Annotated in this window: 12 protein-coding genes; 7 read left to right on the top strand and 5 right to left on the bottom strand. The window is 49.5% G+C overall.

What is annotated here, in order from left to right:
• The first annotated feature begins 190 nt into the window (after nucleotides 1–190).
• Entirely contained in the window at nucleotides 191–1,345 is a 1,155-nt protein-coding gene (locus tag MYB54_RS12980) for an MFS transporter (RefSeq protein WP_039286987.1), read from the top strand.
• Here the strand turns inward: MYB54_RS12980 and MYB54_RS12975 are convergent.
• A complete protein-coding gene (locus MYB54_RS12975) occupies nucleotides 1,331–2,272 on the bottom strand; it encodes a LysR family transcriptional regulator (protein WP_014915074.1) in 942 nt (313 codons plus the stop codon). The two genes, MYB54_RS12980 and MYB54_RS12975, sit on opposite strands and share 15 nt — an antisense overlap.
• Nucleotides 2,273–2,545: 273 nt before the next feature.
• Here MYB54_RS12975 and MYB54_RS12970 point away from each other — a divergent pair, with 273 nt between their 5' ends.
• From MYB54_RS12970 to MYB54_RS12960, 3 genes are read left to right on the top strand one after another with little or no spacing between them, the layout of a single operon-like run.
• Nucleotides 2,546–3,877: a cytosine permease gene (locus MYB54_RS12970; RefSeq protein ID WP_248720853.1), complete on the top strand. Its 1,332-nt coding sequence runs from the start codon at nucleotides 2,546–2,548 to the stop codon at nucleotides 3,875–3,877.
• A gap of 26 nt (nucleotides 3,878–3,903) precedes the next feature.
• Nucleotides 3,904–5,013, top strand: a complete 1,110-nt coding sequence (locus tag MYB54_RS12965; protein WP_014915076.1) for an S-methyl thiohydantoin desulfurase family protein — start codon at nucleotides 3,904–3,906, stop codon at nucleotides 5,011–5,013.
• A gap of 10 nt (nucleotides 5,014–5,023) precedes the next feature.
• On the top strand, nucleotides 5,024–6,592 hold the full coding sequence (locus MYB54_RS12960) for a hydantoinase/oxoprolinase family protein (protein ID WP_014915077.1): 1,569 nt from the start codon (nucleotides 5,024–5,026) through the stop codon (nucleotides 6,590–6,592).
• Nucleotides 6,593–6,680: 88 nt separating this feature from the next.
• Here MYB54_RS12960 and pflA read toward each other — a convergent pair whose 3' ends face one another.
• From pflA to ycaO, 4 genes are all read right to left on the bottom strand, one after another.
• Nucleotides 6,681–7,421, bottom strand: a complete 741-nt coding sequence (gene pflA / locus MYB54_RS12955) for a pyruvate formate lyase 1-activating protein (protein ID WP_014915078.1) — start codon at nucleotides 7,419–7,421, stop codon at nucleotides 6,681–6,683.
• Nucleotides 7,422–7,690: 269 nt separating this feature from the next.
• Nucleotides 7,691–9,973, bottom strand: a complete 2,283-nt coding sequence (pflB, locus tag MYB54_RS12950; RefSeq protein ID WP_014915079.1) for a formate C-acetyltransferase — start codon at nucleotides 9,971–9,973, stop codon at nucleotides 7,691–7,693.
• 57 nt (nucleotides 9,974–10,030) lie between these two features.
• Nucleotides 10,031–10,888, bottom strand: a complete 858-nt coding sequence (focA, locus tag MYB54_RS12945; RefSeq protein WP_014915080.1) for a formate transporter FocA — start codon at nucleotides 10,886–10,888, stop codon at nucleotides 10,031–10,033.
• A 438-nt stretch (nucleotides 10,889–11,326) separates the two neighbouring features.
• Nucleotides 11,327–13,090 (bottom strand): 30S ribosomal protein S12 methylthiotransferase accessory factor YcaO, encoded by a 1,764-nt coding sequence (gene ycaO, locus MYB54_RS12940; RefSeq protein ID WP_039495928.1) that lies wholly within the window; start codon nucleotides 13,088–13,090, stop codon nucleotides 11,327–11,329.
• A gap of 329 nt (nucleotides 13,091–13,419) precedes the next feature.
• Between ycaO and serC the strand changes: the two genes are divergently transcribed.
• The 3 genes from serC to cmk all read left to right on the top strand — a co-directional run bounded on the left by serC (nucleotide 13,420) and on the right by cmk (nucleotide 16,774).
• Entirely contained in the window at nucleotides 13,420–14,505 is a 1,086-nt protein-coding gene (serC, locus tag MYB54_RS12935; protein WP_014915082.1) for a 3-phosphoserine/phosphohydroxythreonine transaminase, read from the top strand.
• An 81-nt stretch (nucleotides 14,506–14,586) separates the two neighbouring features.
• Nucleotides 14,587–15,876, top strand: a complete 1,290-nt coding sequence (gene aroA, locus MYB54_RS12930; protein ID WP_248720852.1) for a 3-phosphoshikimate 1-carboxyvinyltransferase — start codon at nucleotides 14,587–14,589, stop codon at nucleotides 15,874–15,876.
• A 220-nt stretch (nucleotides 15,877–16,096) separates the two neighbouring features.
• Nucleotides 16,097–16,774, top strand: a complete 678-nt coding sequence (cmk, locus tag MYB54_RS12925) for a (d)CMP kinase (RefSeq protein ID WP_010277170.1) — start codon at nucleotides 16,097–16,099, stop codon at nucleotides 16,772–16,774.
• Nucleotides 16,775–16,876 lie beyond the last annotated feature (102 nt).

Below are 16,876 nucleotides of genomic sequence, written 5' to 3'. Positions count from 1 at the left end.
AATGATTTGAAATCAGCAGAATAGCTGCACCCTGCTTTTAAGCGTGACTGCCTTCTTATGGACGTTGATGAATTCTTTCAATCCATAATTTGGGAAAGGACTTTTAGCACTTTTTGCCCGGATTGACTTTTATATACGCAGTGGCATGATGCGCTCACTCTTCTCCGGTTGTTTGGTTATCCACTTCGCTATGTCTGCTTATTCCCGCCCAGTGCTGTTATTGCTCTGCGGACTTTTGCTGCTGACGGTTTGTATTGCGGTATTAAATACCCTGGTACCACTGTGGCTGAGTTATCAATCTCTTCCTGTCTGGCAGGTTGGCCTTGTTGGGTCATCCTACTTCGGCGGCAATCTAGTTGGTACGCTATTAGCCGGTAAGTTAATCAAACTTTATGGATTTAACCGTAGCTATTATTTCGCGGCTTTATTATTTGGTATCGCGATCGTTGGTCTCGGTATTTCTGGGGATATCGGCAGTTGGTTATTCTGGCGCTTCCTTGCCGGTATCGGCTGTGCATTAATCTGGGTCGTGGTTGAAAGCGCTTTATTATGTAGCGGAACACCGACGCAGAGAGGGCAACTGCTGGCTGCCTATATGATTGCTTATTATCTCGGTAGCGTAGTTGGACAGCTCCTGCTTGGTATATTGCCGAGCGCGTTGCTGAACGTGCTGCCGTGGATGGTCGCGTTAGTTATTTTGGCGGTATTACCGCTGCTGTTTACTCGTCTCCCTACGCCGCCAGAGCAGCAAGAAAAGCATGTCAACATGTGGAAAATGCTGACGTACCGCAGTGCCCGTTTAGGCGTACACGGCTGTATTATTTCCGGCGCAATTTTAGGATCGCTATATGGTCTGATGCCGCTGTATCTCTCCCATCAGGGAATGAATGATGCGCAGGTTGGATACTGGATGGCGCTGCTGATCAGTTCTGGGATTATCGGGCAATGGCCTGTTGGACGTATGGCCGATCGTTATGGCCGATTGCTGGTTCTGCGGGTATTAGTCTTTGTGGTGATTATTGGCTGTATTGCTATGTTAAGCATTAGCCACTATGCCATGGCACCATCGCTGTTCCTGCTGGGATGTGCAGGGTTTACGCTGTATCCCGTTGCCATGTCTTGGGCATGTGAAAAAGTGCGCCCTGACGAACTGGTCGCGATGAATCAGGCGTTGCTCCTCAGCTATACGCTTGGCAGTCTTTGCGGACCAAGCGTTGCTGCGGTATTGATGCAGAGCTACTCCGATCGATTGCTGTTTGTGTTGATCGCGGTTGTTGCCATGATCTACCTGATGATGTTGCTCAGAAAGGCCGATCACCACCCAACGCCATTAGCTGCTGCTTGAGCTAACGGCATCGAGGCTGGCAAGCGAACTTTGTCCAGCTTCTACCATGTTATTCCACAGCGCTTCGGCCACTGGGCTAAGGCGCTGCTTCGCGTTTCGCACCAGATAAAATATGCTGGTTAGCTTTAAACGATCAGGGGCGACTGCAGCAAGCTTTCCTTTTTCAACCCAGGCGTTGGCATAATGATCGGGAAGAAAGCCAATATGCGTTCCTGCCAGCAGAAGCAGTAGGCTTCCCTCAAGATGCCAGGCTGTTTGATGGAAACCTTGCTTTGATACAGGACCTAACTGTTTAGATATTTCGTTGAAGGCATGCCCACCGATTAGCAGTCGACGAGGATTTAATTCACCATTGATCCATTCACGTTCTATAATTTCAGCATTTTCTGCTAGTGAATAAAAGTAACTGTGCTCAACGAAGACAGGCTCATAAAAAATATCTGAGGGAATATCATCGGGCAGGGCACTGAGAACAATGTCGAGATGTCCATTTTTTAGCCGTTCCATGAGTGGAAGGTATTCCATAATTTCAAGTTCGACATTAACTTCTGGGCTTTGGGCATAAAGCTGGGTTATCGCCTGAGATACAACATTATTGGGGTGGGTTGCAATGTTATCCAGACAGCCTAATTTGACTTTACCGATAAGCTGATGCTTTATACGGGCTAGTCTGTTGGCAAAGTCATCCAGTGTGGAAATAACAGATTTTGCCTCCTGATAGACGACCTCACCTTCGGTTGTTAAGGCAAAACCACCACGTCCACGTTCGCACAAGACTAGCCCGAGCGTATCCTCGAGGCGAGACAGGTAGTGACTTAGTACAGGCTGGCTTAAGCCTGTCGCGGCTTGTGCGTTAGTAATGCCTTGTTTTTCAACAATTTTACAAAAAAGCTTTAACCAGCGGATCTCCAGTTTATCTAAGCGCATAGCATGTCCTTCGCATACATTACATATCTGAATGTTAACATCAAAATATATCTGTATTAATCGATATGAAACCCATTTATCTTGTTGTCACGCCACATTACTGATGTGGTTACCACAAATAGTGTGGTTTTATGCGTCACATCAGGGTCTCTCATAAGCACAATGGTGTTGTTAGCTTGCTGACGGCACCATTGTTCTATACGCCGTCAGGCAACCTCTATAAAATATCACAACGATACAATAATTATTTGCTGCTTATTTAATGGAGGAGTTATGTCTCAAGGGAAAGCTGTACCTGAAAAAGAACAACAGGAGCGGCAAATTTATGATTACGAATACGAAAAAGTCCCTGTCGAAGCAAGAAAAAGTTGGTATGTCATTGCCTTGATATGGCTGGCTATAGGGATCGATATCTCTGGTCTATTTCTCGGGTCTTTCCTAAGTAGTGGATTACCATTCTCTCAGGCCATCAGTGCCACGCTTATTGGCTCAGCCTTACTCGGTGTTCTTGCCGCATTATGTGCGAACGTTGGTTATGGCTGCGGGCTATCAACAACGCTACTCAGTATCTCTGTTTTTGGGCGACTAGGTGGGAAAGTGATAGGCGTATTCTCCGCTGTTTCACTGGTTGGATGGTTTGCCTTTCAACTCGATTTCTTTGGTGTGATGCTGCAAAAAGCACTATTACATTATCAACTTGAGCCTGGGCGCTTTGTTATCCTGCTTTTCGGCATGGCCCTGATGGCATCGACGGCTATTTGGGGGGTTCGTGCGTTAGGGAAACTAAGCGCATTAAGTGTCCCCTTAATGCTTATACTCATCGTCTCAGGAATATATCTCGCCGCTGATGGTCATTCTTCTCCTGCTGAAGTTGTCATTAAAAAGCCGATAAGTTTAGGGAGTGCTATTTCTTACGTTGTTTCTATCTGGATAGTGGCAGCAAGTATCATGTCGCCTGATATCGCCCGTTATTCCAGAACGCGTAAAGATGCCATATTAGGTTCAGGTTTGGGATTCTTACTGGGAAATAGTGCAACGATTCTTGTCGCACTCATATTGACTCGTATGGTTGGTAGTGACGATTTGGTTGAAATATTTTTCACCATAGGGCTCGGTGTTTCAGCGATTGTGATTTTAATTTTCGCGCAATGGACGACGAATAGCTCTAATCTAATTTCAGCCTCATTAGGTTTATCTGTTGTTATCAGAGTAATATCTCGGCCAATACTCGTTGTGTTGATGGCATTTGCGGGTCTGTTTCTGGCTTATAACGGGATGATTAATAACTTCACCCAGTTTCTGTCATTACTCGGTGTTCTGATTTCCCCTATTGCAGGGGTTTACCTTGCTGAATATTACTTTTTCGATTCCTCGCGCCTAAAGCAGGATGCATCACAGCCACCTTTACTGAATATTTGTGCCTCTATCGCCTGGTTATGCGGCAGTTTTGTAAGCTTATTAACCGCTACAGATTTCTTTGATTTGTTTACGATCACATCCGTTTCTACATTGGATGGCATAATAATCAGCCTGGTGATGTATATCGCTATGCGGAAAATGTTCCCGCAGTTGGCAGAGTCTGCCCATTCGTTCTCTAAATCCTAGGTTGTTCCGTGGTTATTGGATAAGTAATGGTCCGCTATATTGATTTTGAAATGATAGATGATATCGCTCTGGGAGCTTCAATTCTTGGCACCGGTGGCGGAGGGGATCCTTATTTAGGATCGCTAATTGCGAAAAATGCTTTGCGCCATGGAAAGCCTGTAACGTTGTGCAATCTGGACGACGTAAAGGATAACGAGCTTTTTATCCCGTGCAGTACTATGGGGGCACCGACGGTTTCCGTAGAAAAAATCATTTCACCGCGGCAAATTCTCTTGGCATTTGAAACAATGGAGAATTATCTCGCTGAATCAGCATCTGGGACTTTTTCTATCGAAGTCGGCGGCATCAATTCACTCATCCCATTAGTTGTTGCGGCCGCAAAAGGGCTACCTGTTATCGATTGCGATGCGATGGGGAGAGCCTTCCCCGAAGCGCAGATGGTGACCTTTTTTCTCGATGATTTAACCTCCGCACCGAATACATTGGCAGATGAGAAGGGCAATGCAGTCATTCTTAATCCCATAGATGGTATGTGGTCGGAACGGCTGGCCCGTGCGATTGTTGAACAAATGGGTGCTGCTTGTGCGATGTGCGATTACCCCTTACGCGGTAGCCAACTTAAGCGTAGCGCTATCAAAGGCACGCTGACGCTGGCGCAGGATATCGGAAGAATGCTGCGTCAGGCTCACCAGTCAGGCAGTCATCCGGTACAGTCCCTACTGACGGTCTTGAATGGTCATATTGTTGCATCTGGCAAAATTGTTGATGTAGCGCGGCGTACAACGGGCGGTTTTGCTCGGGGCAAAGTCGTGCTGGATGGCATGGGGAGCGACAAAGGCGAATCGTTTACGGTGCTTTTTCAGAATGAGCTCCTGTTGGCTTATCGTTCTTCACAGACGGCAGAACCTACGCAGGATAATCTGCTGGCCGTTGTGCCTGATTTAATCTCCATAGTAGATAGTGAAACCGGACGTCCGATCATCACCGAGCATTTACGTTATGGGCAGCGAGTTGATGTGATTGCCTATCCGTGCAATGACAAGTGGCGAACGCCAAAAGGGATTGACGTTGCGGGGCCGGAGTATTTCGGTTATCCGGTGCAGTATGTACCGATAGAACTGCTTGCGAATCGCTGAGGCTTTCCCGATGTTACATAAAAATGATTACCGACTCGGGATTGATGTCGGCGGCACCAACACGGATGCGGCAATTTTAGATGCGAACCTGCGCTGCGTCGCGACGGCCAAATTTCCTACCAGCCTGGATATCTACAGCGGCATCGAACGGGTGATTGCGGAGGTATTGGTGCAGTCTGGCATCGCACCACAGCATATTCGCTATGCGATGTTGGGTACAACCCAATGTACCAATGCGATTGTTGAGCGGAAAGGGCTGGACCGCGTCGGGTTACTGCGCCTGAGCCTGCCAAGTAGCGATAGCGTCCCACCGCTGTGTGGTTGGGATGACGAGTGGCAAAGGGCGTTAGGCGAGCATTTCTATCAGATCCATGGCGGCTATGAGTTTGATGGCCGAGAGATTCATCCCGTACTGCAGGATGAAGTACTTGCGGTTTGTGACAAGATGCGCGGGCATGTCGATAGCGTGGCTATCTGTGGCGTATTTTCTCCCGTAAATAATGAGCAGGAACTGCAGGTTGCGCAGTGGGTGAATGCGGCATTACCGGATGTCGCCCTGTCGTTATCCCACCGGATAGGCAGCACGGGATTACTGGAAAGGGAAAACGCGACCATCCTGAATGCATCGTTGCAAAGTACCGCGAACCGCTTTGTTAACGGCTTTACGCAAGCGCTGGTTCGGCACGGTATCAACGCTACGCCGTTCTTCGGGCAAAACGATGGCACATTGATGTCCGAGAGCATGGTGAAGCAATATCCCATTTTGACGATGGCCTGTGGACCAACGAACTCGATTCGCGGGGCATGCCATCTTTCGGGATTGGATAATGCGCTGATTATCGATGTCGGTGGCACGACGACCGATATTGGCGTCCTGGTGAATGGCTTCCCACGTGAATCGGCAATCGCCGTTGAAGTCGGCGATGTGCGGACGAATTTCAGAATGCCAGACATTATTTCTATCGGCATTGGAGGTGGAACCTGCGTACGGCAGTCTCAGGATGGAAAACTTACCCTTGGGCCGGATAGTGTCGGCTATCGCCTGCTTGAACAGGGCGTCAGCTTTGGCGGTGAGACGCTAACGCTCAGCGATATCATGCTGCAACTTCATCGTGAACGATGGATTACGGCTCTTCCTCATCCACTGCCCGAACTGGATAATGCATTTTGCCAGCAGGCTTATCGCCAGATGATTGAGAAAGTGGAAAGTGCTATCGATCGGATTAAATCCTCAAGCGCGGCTATTCCCGCAGTGCTGGTAGGCGGCGGCAGTATTTTGCTGCCTGACGTTTTATCCGGTGTCAGCCAGGTCGTGCGTCCGCAGAACTTTGATGCGGCCAATGCGGTGGGTGTGGCGTTAGGGGCGGTGGGCGCACAGATCGAACGTGTGGTTAAAATGCCGGATAACGATCGTGAAACGATAAAAAGCGAATTGCAGCAGCAAACCATTGTGCTTGCCGAAGAGATGGGTGCTAGGGCAGGCAGCGTTGAAATCATCGATTATCAGGAAATCCCGTTGGCGTATCTGCCGGGAAATGCGGTACAGGTGAAAATCAAGGCAGCAGGGACTTTGGCTTAGCGCAGCGTATTAACACTGCTGTGATATCTACCCGCTAAAATGCAAATAGCGCGCCCTGAGCGCGCTATTTTTCAGAAAACGTCAGAGGTTAGTACATGACCTTGTGACCGTAGCTTTCAAGAATCGATTTAATGCGATCCATCGTATCGGCCTTCGGCGGTTTAACGCCGTCTAATTTGTACTCTTCACCCATCGCGATCCACTTGTGTTTCCCAAGCTCATGGTAGGGGAGAAGCTCAATTTTCTCGATGTTCGTCATATCTTTGGTGAATTCGCCCAGCTTGTGTGCGGACGCATCATCGTCAGACCAGCCGGGAACGACCACATAACGTATCCAGGTACGTTGGTTGCGCTTTGCCAGATAGCGAGCGAAATCCAGAGTACGGTGATTAGATACGCCAACTAAATTCTGGTGTATGTCGTCATTCATTTGCTTCAGGTCGAGCATCACTAAATCGCTGACGTCCAATAGCTCGTCAATGACGGGGTCGTAACGGCGCACAAACCCATTGGTGTCCAGACAGGTGTTGATGCCTTCTGCCTTGCAGGCACGGAACCAGTCGCGCACAAATTCGGCCTGGAGAATAGCCTCGCCGCCGGATGCCGTTACGCCGCCGCCGGATGCATTCATAAAGTGGCGGTAGGTCACGACTTCTTTCATGAGTTCTTCAACCGTCACTTCTTTACCGCCGTGCGTATCCCAGGTATCACGGTTATGGCAATACAGGCAGCGCATCAGGCAGCCCTGAAAGAAGATGATGAAACGGATGCCTGGGCCATCGACGGTGCCACAGGATTCAAAGGAGTGGATGCGACCGATAAGTGACATTGCGAGGTTTTCTCCAAATTTGACCGAACAATAGCGGTCTTTATGAGCGCAGTCATAAGAAAGCAAGTATCGATCTGGCAGGGATTACTGACAGAAAAACACCGTGTGACAGATGCTGCGTCGAATCTGTTTTGCGAGCCATCCACATGATGAGGACAGTATAGCGGGCTGGCAAAACAGGCTAACAACCTGAACGACAAGCGAGGGTGAGAAAAAGGCCCCACTGACGTGGAGCCTTTATTTTACGCTTTTTCAGACAGTCATGGAAATTACATTGACTGGGTGAAAGTACGAGTGATGACGTCTTGTTGCTGTTCTTTCGTCAGTGAGTTGAAACGCACTGCGTAGCCAGATACACGGATGGTCAACTGCGGATATTTCTCCGGGTTTTCCATCGCATCAAGCAGCATTTCACGGTTCATGACGTTGACGTTCAGGTGCTGACCGCCTTCGATGCTGGCTTCGTGGTGGAAGTAACCATCCATCAGGCCGGCAAGGTTAGCTTTACGCACGTTGTCATCTTTACCTAACGCGTTAGGTACGATGGAGAAGGTATAAGAAATACCATCTTTCGCGTAAGCAAACGGCAGTTTAGCAACGGAAGTCAGAGAAGCCACAGCACCTTTCTGGTCACGACCGTGCATTGGGTTCGCACCTGGTCCGAATGGCGCACCTGCGCGGCGACCATCTGGCGTGTTACCCGTTTTCTTACCATATACCACGTTAGAGGTGATGGTCAGAACAGACTGGGTTGGTGTTGCACCACGGTAGGTATTCAGTTTCTGAATTTTCTTCATGAAACGTTCAACCAGGTCACAAGCCAGTTCATCTACGCGAGCATCGTTGTTACCGAACTGCGGATATTCGCCTTCGATATCAAAGTCGATAGCCAGACCATCTTCATCACGAATCGGTTTAACTTTGGCATATTTGATGGCAGACAGGGAGTCAGCAGCAACAGACAGGCCCGCGATACCACATGCCATAGTACGGAACACGTCACGGTCATGCAGTGCCATCAGCGACGCTTCGTAGCTGTACTTGTCGTGCATGTAGTGAATGATGTTCAGCGAGGTGACGTATTGTTTCGCCAGCCAATCCATGAAGTGATCCATACGATCCATCACTTCGTCGAAGTCCAGAACATCGCCTTTGATCGGTTCTGATTTCGGACCAACCTGCATTTTCAGTTTTTCGTCCACGCCGCCGTTAATCGCGTACAGCATGGTTTTCGCCAGGTTTGCACGAGCACCGAAGAACTGCATTTGTTTACCAACGATCATTGGGCTTACGCAACAAGCAATCGCGTAGTCATCGTTGTTAAAGTCAGGACGCATCAGATCGTCATTCTCATATTGCAGAGAAGAGGTATCGATGGAGACTTTAGCCGCATAGTTTTTGAAGCTTTGTGGCAGTTTTTCAGACCACAGAATGGTCATGTTTGGCTCTGGAGACGGCCCCATGGTGTACAGGGTGTTCAGGAAGCGGAAGCTGGTTTTGCTCACCAGTGTACGACCATCCAGACCCATACCAGCCAGAGATTCGGTTGCCCAGATTGGGTCACCAGAGAACAGCTCATCATACTCAGGGGTACGCAGGAAACGTACCATGCGCAGTTTCATGACCAGATGGTCAATCATTTCCTGAGCTTCTTCCTCAGTGATTTTGCCTGCAGCCAGATCGCGCTCAAGGTAGATATCCAGGAAGGTGGACACACGTCCGAAGGACATGGCTGCACCATTCTGTGATTTCACCGCAGCCAAGTAGCCGAAGTAAGTCCACTGCACGGCTTCCTGAGCTGTCGCTGCTGGGCCAGAAATATCACAGCCATATTTAGCGGCCATTTCTTTAATTTGGCTCAGTGCATGATGCTGATCGGCAATTTCTTCACGCAGACGGATTGTTGCTTCCAGATCTTCGCCATTTTCCAGTTTGGATTGCAGAGAAGTGAACTGAGCAAACTTGTCTTTCATCAGGAAGTCGATACCGTACAGCGCAACGCGACGGTAGTCACCGATGATACGGCCACGGCCGTAGGCATCTGGCAGACCCGTCAGAACGCCTGATTTACGACAGCGCAGGATATCTGGAGTGTAAACATCGAACACGCCCTGGTTATGCGTTTTACGGTATTCGGTGAAGATTTTTTTCAGTTGAGGATCCAGTTCACGACCGTAAACTTTGCATGAACCTTCAACCATTTTGATGCCGCCGAACGGAATTAACGCACGTTTCAGCGGAGCGTCGGTTTGCAGACCAACGATTTTTTCCAGGCCTTTGTTGATGTATCCCGCGTCGTGAGACGTGATAGTTGCAGCAACATTGGTATCAAAATCAACAGGCGCGTGAGTACGGTTTTCCTGTTTGATGCCTTCCATGACGCTGTCCCACAGCGCTGAGGTCGCTTTGGTTGCGCCAGCCAGGAAAGACTCATCACCTTCATACGGCGTGTAGTTTTTCTGGATAAAGTCACGAACGTTGACGTTATCCTGCCATTCACCTTTGCTAAAGCCTTGCCATGCATTGGCCAATTTTTCATTCAGCTCGGTCATTTTACACCTACCTTTGATATGGATTTCTTAAAACCCGACGTTGCGGCCGATTGCACCTTAGTGCTTGTCTCCACCGCGCAAATAAATTACCCAATATGTCAAACCGACCATTACGCCGCCGCCGATGATGTTCCCCAGAGTTACAGGGATCAGATTATCGGTAATGAAGTGGCTAACGGTTAAATGTTCAAATTGAGACGGCACCATGCCAATGGCATTCCAGAATTCCGGGGCCGCAAAATTTTTGATAACGATGCCCATAGGAATCATGAACATGTTGGCGATACTGTGTTCAAAGCCGCTGGAAACGAACATGGCGACAGGCAGAATCATGGCAAACATTTTGTCTGTAAGCGTACGGCCGGAATAGCTCATCCACACGGCCAGACAAACCAGCAAGTTGGCCAGAATCCCCAGACACAGCGCTTCAACAAACGTGTGTTCAAGTTTGTGTTCAGCTGTTTGCAGGACGTTAAGACCCCACGCACCTTTTGCGACCATATGCTCTCCCGAGAACCAGATAAGTCCAACGAAGAAAAGCGCGCCAATCAGGTTGCCGACATAGACATTTGCCCAGTTACAGGCTAGTTGCTTCCAGGTAATACGTCCACTGGCTTTGGCAATCACGATGAGAACGGTTGAGGTAAACAAGTCTGCGCCGCAGACGACCACCAACATAAGGCCAAGGGAGAAACAGATACCACCGATCAATTTCGCGATACCGAAAGGCATCGTCGCGGTTCCAGTGGTGGCCGTAATATAAAAGACGAAGGCGATCGAAATAAACACACCCGCTGTGATCGCTAAATAAAACGTCGTACACGGTTGTTTAGTAGCTTTATAGACTCCGGCATCTTCAGCAACTTTTGCCATCGCAGCCGGGAGTAATAGAGTAAAGGGGTTGTCAGCTTTCACACTAACTCTCTCTTAAAAATTATCAGCGTTGAGATACTAACAAAGCAGTATACGGTAAAATTTGACGTGGATCATATTGCAAGAAATTAACAGGTCAGCAAGCAGGGTGGGATAGGGTGATTTAGCAGTTAATATATTGAATTTTATAATAAAAAAATATTTTAAATTTTATAAAAAGAGTTGAATGGTATACGTTAAACCTACCGATTTAGCGTTAATAAAAATCATGTTTTGTAGAATTTCAGTACCACCTTGTCGATGTAATTTAATTAAAACTTCACCATTTAATAACAATGTTCTGATTATGCATTACGAATAATAAATATTGCCCTTTGGCTAATAAAATAGCCCTTTAAAATAAAGGGCTATTCTCGGTGACTATTTGCACTCGATCGCACTCATCGATATAAGACGCGTGCTGACTTCATCATTCTGGCATTATTTTGCTTGCCAATAACGACGTTTCGCCTGTTGCAGTTTTTCATAGGCTGCCAGCAGCGACTGGTGCGCAGGTAAAGAAGTGAAGGTGTCATCGACGGCAAACAGACCATAGAAGCACGCTTCTCCAGCAACAGCAGCGCTAGCGGCATCGACGGTCTCACTGCCGTACATTTTGGTAAAGGCATCGTAATATTCTGCCGGATCGCGCTCAGGCTCTTGCGCCAGTAACAGCAGCGTTTGCAGGCAACGGTAGTAGTTGCTGCGCTGTGCCGTAAAGACGGAGTCGTTGAAGTCCTGCGTCCACTCTGTCCAGCTTAATGCCTGATCCAGATCGCCGCCGGCCAGTGCCAGCATGGCTTTTAGTTCGCCAACGCGCAGCGTAAACCAGCCATTATCTTTTCCGGTGGCAATGCCGAGCAGCTCGCGTACGCGGGTGAAATCGTCCAGCCCTTCGTCATCCAACTGTTGCAACAGCGCCAGATAGTCTTCTTGTTCCCATTTACTGTCAGGCAGCGCCAGCAGCGTGTCACGCAGGTGAGCGCCCATGCTGTTATTGGCTAACAACAGATCGTCGGCAGGGTAGATGTCTGACATTCCCGGCACAATGATGCGGCAGGCATAAACAGACAGATGCTCATAGTCAGCAATGTAGACTTCTTTATCTTCCTGCTTGAAGATCGCCATCAACGTAGCGAATTCTTCTTCCGTCGACCCTTTAAAGCTCCAGTCGGCAAATTCATAATCCGCTTCTTTCTTGAACATATCCCAGGAGATCAGACCGCTGGAATCGATAAAGTGGGTTTCCAGATTGGCGTGCTCGGCCACTTCCTCATCATCGAACGTCGGCGGCGTGAACACGTCCAAATCTTTCAGGCCGCGACCTTGCAACAGTTCGGTGACGGTACGCTCCAGCGCCACGCCGAAGTCAGGGTGTGCGCCGAAGGAGGCAAAGCAGGTGCCGTTAGCCGGGTTAAACAGCACCACACAGATGACCGGATATTTCCCGCCCAGTGAGGCATCGTAAGAGAAAATCGGGAAACCTTCTTTTTCCAGCGTTGCAATCGCTTCGACCACGCCAGGGTAGCGGTTCAGCACCTCTTGCGGAATTTCTGGCAGGCTGATGGATTCGGCAATGATGCGGTTTTTGATGCTGCGCTCAAACACTTCAGACAGCCCCTGAACGCGGGCTTCGTTGGCGGTGTTACCTGCGGACATCCCGTTAGAAACGTACAGGTTACCGATGATGTTCATCGGAATATAGACAGTTTGCTGATCGGACTGACGCGTAAATGGCAGCGCGCAAATGCCTCTGTCGGCATTGCCGGATTGCAGATCGATCAGATCGCTGGCGCTCAGTTCCTGCTCAGGATCGTAAAACTGGTGCAGACGGGCATCCAGAATACCTTCCGGCAACGCATCATCTTCTGGAATAGGGAACCATTTTTCATTCGGGTAGTGAACGAAATCGCCGTTAGCGATGCTTTTGCCGAGATAGAAGTCAGCAAAGAAATAGTTGGTGGACAGACGTTCGAAATACTCGCCTAACGCAGAGGCCAGCGCCGCTTTCTTACTGGCACCTTTACCGTTAGTGAAGCAGAGCGGGCAATCGCGGTCTCGAATATGGACAGACCAGACGTTTGGCACCGGGTTCAGCCATGACGCTTCTTCGATGTTAAACCCCAGGTCCTGGAGCTGTTGTTGAAAACGGGCGATGGAATCTTCCAGGGCGGCGTCTTTGCCTGGGATAAACGTTTGAGTCATGGTGTTCACTCTTATCGAGATTAGCGGAAGCGGCATGATACGGATTTTTCTGTTCAGACTCTATTTATTCATAACCGATCGGCAACAGTGAAAAAGAACAGACTGCGTAACGTGCCGTTTTGCATAATGAAAGCGCAATAAGCGTTGCAGCCGCGATGGACGAGTGATAAAACCGATAGCAGGGTAAAAGTAGTGTGGTTATGGCGGTCGTTCCGTTATAACTACTATCTTGTAACAGCGGTATTTTTATAACCGTCAGGTTTATAAAAATGGTATTTGTAACAACGGTGATAAAAAGAGCCGCTATTTTTCAGGTGTGGTGAGGGGAAATGACTCAGATTTTTAATTTTAGCGCCGGTCCAGCAATGCTGCCGGTTGAAGTACTGCGTCGTGCTGAACAGGAATTGTGTAATTGGAATGGCCTGGGCACATCGGTTATGGAAATCAGCCACCGCAGTAAAGAGTTTATGCAGGTTGCCGCTGAATCCGAACAGGATCTGCGTGATTTGCTGAAAATCCCCTCCAACTACAAAGTGCTCTTTTGCCACGGCGGTGCTCGTGCGCAATTCGCCGCAGTGCCATTAAATCTTCTGGGCGAACGCTCAACGGCCGACTACATCGACGGCGGATATTGGGCGCACAGCGCAATCAATGAAGCAGAAAAATACTGCACGCCTAACGTGATTGACGTGAAAACGCGCGTGGGCGAACTGCGCGGCATTAAGCCGATGCGTGAATGGAAATTGTCTGATGACGCGGCGTTTGTGCATTACTGCCCGAATGAAACCATTGACGGTATTGCGATCGAAGAAGAGCCGGACTTTGGCGATAAAATTGTGGTCGCCGACTATTCTTCCAGCATCCTGTCTCGTCGTATTGATGTCAGCCGTTACGGCGTGATCTATGCCGGTGCGCAGAAAAATATCGGCCCTGCCGGCCTGACGCTGGTTATCGTACGTGAAGATTTGCTGGGCAAGGCGCGCCGTGAGCTGCCATCGATTCTGGATTACCAGGTTCTGGCGGACAATGACTCCATGTTCAATACGCCACCGACCTTTGCCTGGTACCTGTCCGGTATGGTCTTCAAATGGCTGAAAGAGTACGGCGGTCTGGCTGAAATGGAAAAACGTAACCAGGAGAAGGCCGAGCTGCTGTATAGCGCGATTGACGGTAACGATTTCTATCGTAATGACGTCGCGGTAGCGAACCGTTCTCGCATGAATGTGCCATTCCTGTTGGCGGATTCTGCGCTGGATAAAGTCTTCCTGGAAGAATCAGTCGCTGCAGGTCTGCACGCGCTGAAAGGCCATCGCGTAGTAGGCGGCATGCGTGCCTCTATCTACAATGCGATGCCGTTGGAAGGCGTGAAAGCGCTGACGGAATTTATGGCTGACTTCGCTCGTCGCCACGGTTGATTCAGACCGCCCCTCGATACATTTTGATCAGCCCCGGACTTTCCGGGGTTTTTATGTCCACGTTGAAAGAATAGGCTTTACATGCAGGAATCCCTGACGCTACAACCCATCAAACTGATTAACGGCACCCTTAACCTTCCTGGCTCAAAAAGTGTCTCTAACCGTGCGCTGTTGCTGGCGGCCTTGGCTGAAGGAAAGACCCGGCTGACTAACCTGTTAGACAGTGACGATGTCCGCCATATGCTTACCGCTCTAACGGCGTTGGGAGTGGACTACCACCTGTCGTCTGACCGGACGGTGTGTGAGATTACCGGTCTGGGTGGGGCGTTTACGGCATCGCAACCGCTGGAACTGTTTTTAGGGAATGCTGGTACCGCGATGCGCCCACTGGCTGCAGCGCTGTGTCTGACCGATGGCGATATTGTGCTGACAGGCGAACCGCGGATGAAAGAGCGCCCAATCGGGCATCTGGTCGATGCGCTGCGTCAGGGCGGGGCGAAAATTGACTATCTGGAACAGGAAAATTACCCACCGCTTCGTCTGCACGGTGGTTTTCAGGGCGGCGAAATCAGCGTAGATGGCAGCGTATCAAGCCAGTTCCTGACGGCGCTGTTGATGACTGCGCCTCTGGCCGCGCAAGATACGCAAATCAGCATTCAGGGAGACTTGGTTTCCAAGCCGTATATCGATATCACGCTGCATATGATGAAAGCGTTTGGTATTGAAGTGCGTCATGAAAACTATCAACGATTCTTCGTTGCGGGTCGCCAGCAGTATCGTTCACCGGGTGATTATCTGGTGGAAGGTGATGCATCATCGGCTTCTTACTTCCTGGCCGCCGCGGCGATTAAAGGCGGTGTGGTGCGCGTGACCGGTGTAGGCCGCAATAGTGTACAGGGCGACATTCGCTTTGCTGATGTGCTGGAAAAAATGGGCGCTATTGTGCGCTGGGGCGAGGATTATATCGAATGTGAACGCGGTGAACTGAACGCGATCGACATGGATATGAACCACATTCCTGATGCTGCGATGACTATCGCGACGGCGGCGCTTTTCGCTCAAGGTGGCACCACTACGCTGCGTAATATCTACAACTGGCGCGTGAAAGAAACCGATCGCCTGGCGGCAATGGCGATTGAGCTGCGTAAAGTTGGCGCGGAAGTGGAAGAGGGTAATGACTACATTCGCATTACGCCGCCTGCCAAGCTGAAAGTGGCAGAAATCGGCACGTACAACGATCACCGTATGGCGATGTGTTTCTCGCTGGTCGCGCTATCGGATACGCCAGTTACGATTCTGGACCCGAAATGTACGGCTAAAACTTTCCCTGACTACTTTGAACAACTGGCACGTCTCAGCGAGTTGGCTTGATTTCTCTCCAGGCACGGTTTCCGTGCCTTTTTCCTCTATCGATTTTCCCGAACTACGCTCAATTTTTCTTCTGAAATTGCGCATCTCGTTCAGAGAATGCCTTATTTTTCCCGCCATTCCGGCATTGGGGTAACCTTTCTCTGTATTGATGCGTATAATGAGGTTCCGTGATGCCATAAAACGGCATAAGCGGAACTTCCCAGTATTAAAGGAGAGAGAAATGACGGTGATGGCACCGGTAATTACGGTTGACGGACCGAGCGGCGCAGGCAAAGGTACTTTGTGTAAGGCATTGGCTGAGGCTTTACAATGGAACCTGCTGGACTCGGGGGCTATCTATCGTGTTTTGGCTCTGGCGGCATTGCACCACCATGTGGATATCGGTTCGGAAGACGCGCTGGTTCCGTTGGCCTCTCATCTTGATGTGCGCTTTGTTGCAGAAGACGGGCAACTCAAAGTCATCCTGGAAGGTGAAGACGTTAGCCATGAAATTCGTACTGAAGCGGTAGGCAATACGGCGTCTCAGGCCGCGGCTTTTCCTCGCGTTCGTGAAGCATTATTACGTCGGCAGCGCGCATTTCGCGAGGCTCCGGGGTTGATTGCTGATGGCCGAGACATGGGAACGGTCGTCTTTCCTGATGCTCCAGTGAAGATTTTTTTGGATGCCAGTGCGGAAGAACGTGCACAACGTCGCATGCTACAGTTGCAGGGGAAGGGCTTTAATGTTAACTTTGAACGTCTTTTGTCTGAGATAAAAGAACGGGATGAGCGCGATCGCAGCCGCCCCGTTGCGCCGTTAGTGCCTGCTGCCGATGCGTTGGTGCTGGATTCAACGGAAATGACAATCGATGAAGTGATAGCGCGCGCGTTGGCTTATGCCCGCGAAATTTTAGCGTAATCACAGAAAACTGAATTTTTACCTCGCTGTAAGGATGCACAGCGGGGCATGTTAAACAACCCCATCGAGCAGGATGCCAGATGGACGTTAAATTGAAACCCT

Source organism: Pectobacterium nicotianae, assembly GCF_023272715.1.
GTDB lineage: Bacteria > Pseudomonadota > Gammaproteobacteria > Enterobacterales > Enterobacteriaceae > Pectobacterium > Pectobacterium brasiliense.
The sequence above is the reverse complement of the archived record's forward strand: the minus strand, read 5'-3'. Positions and strand labels throughout refer to the sequence as shown.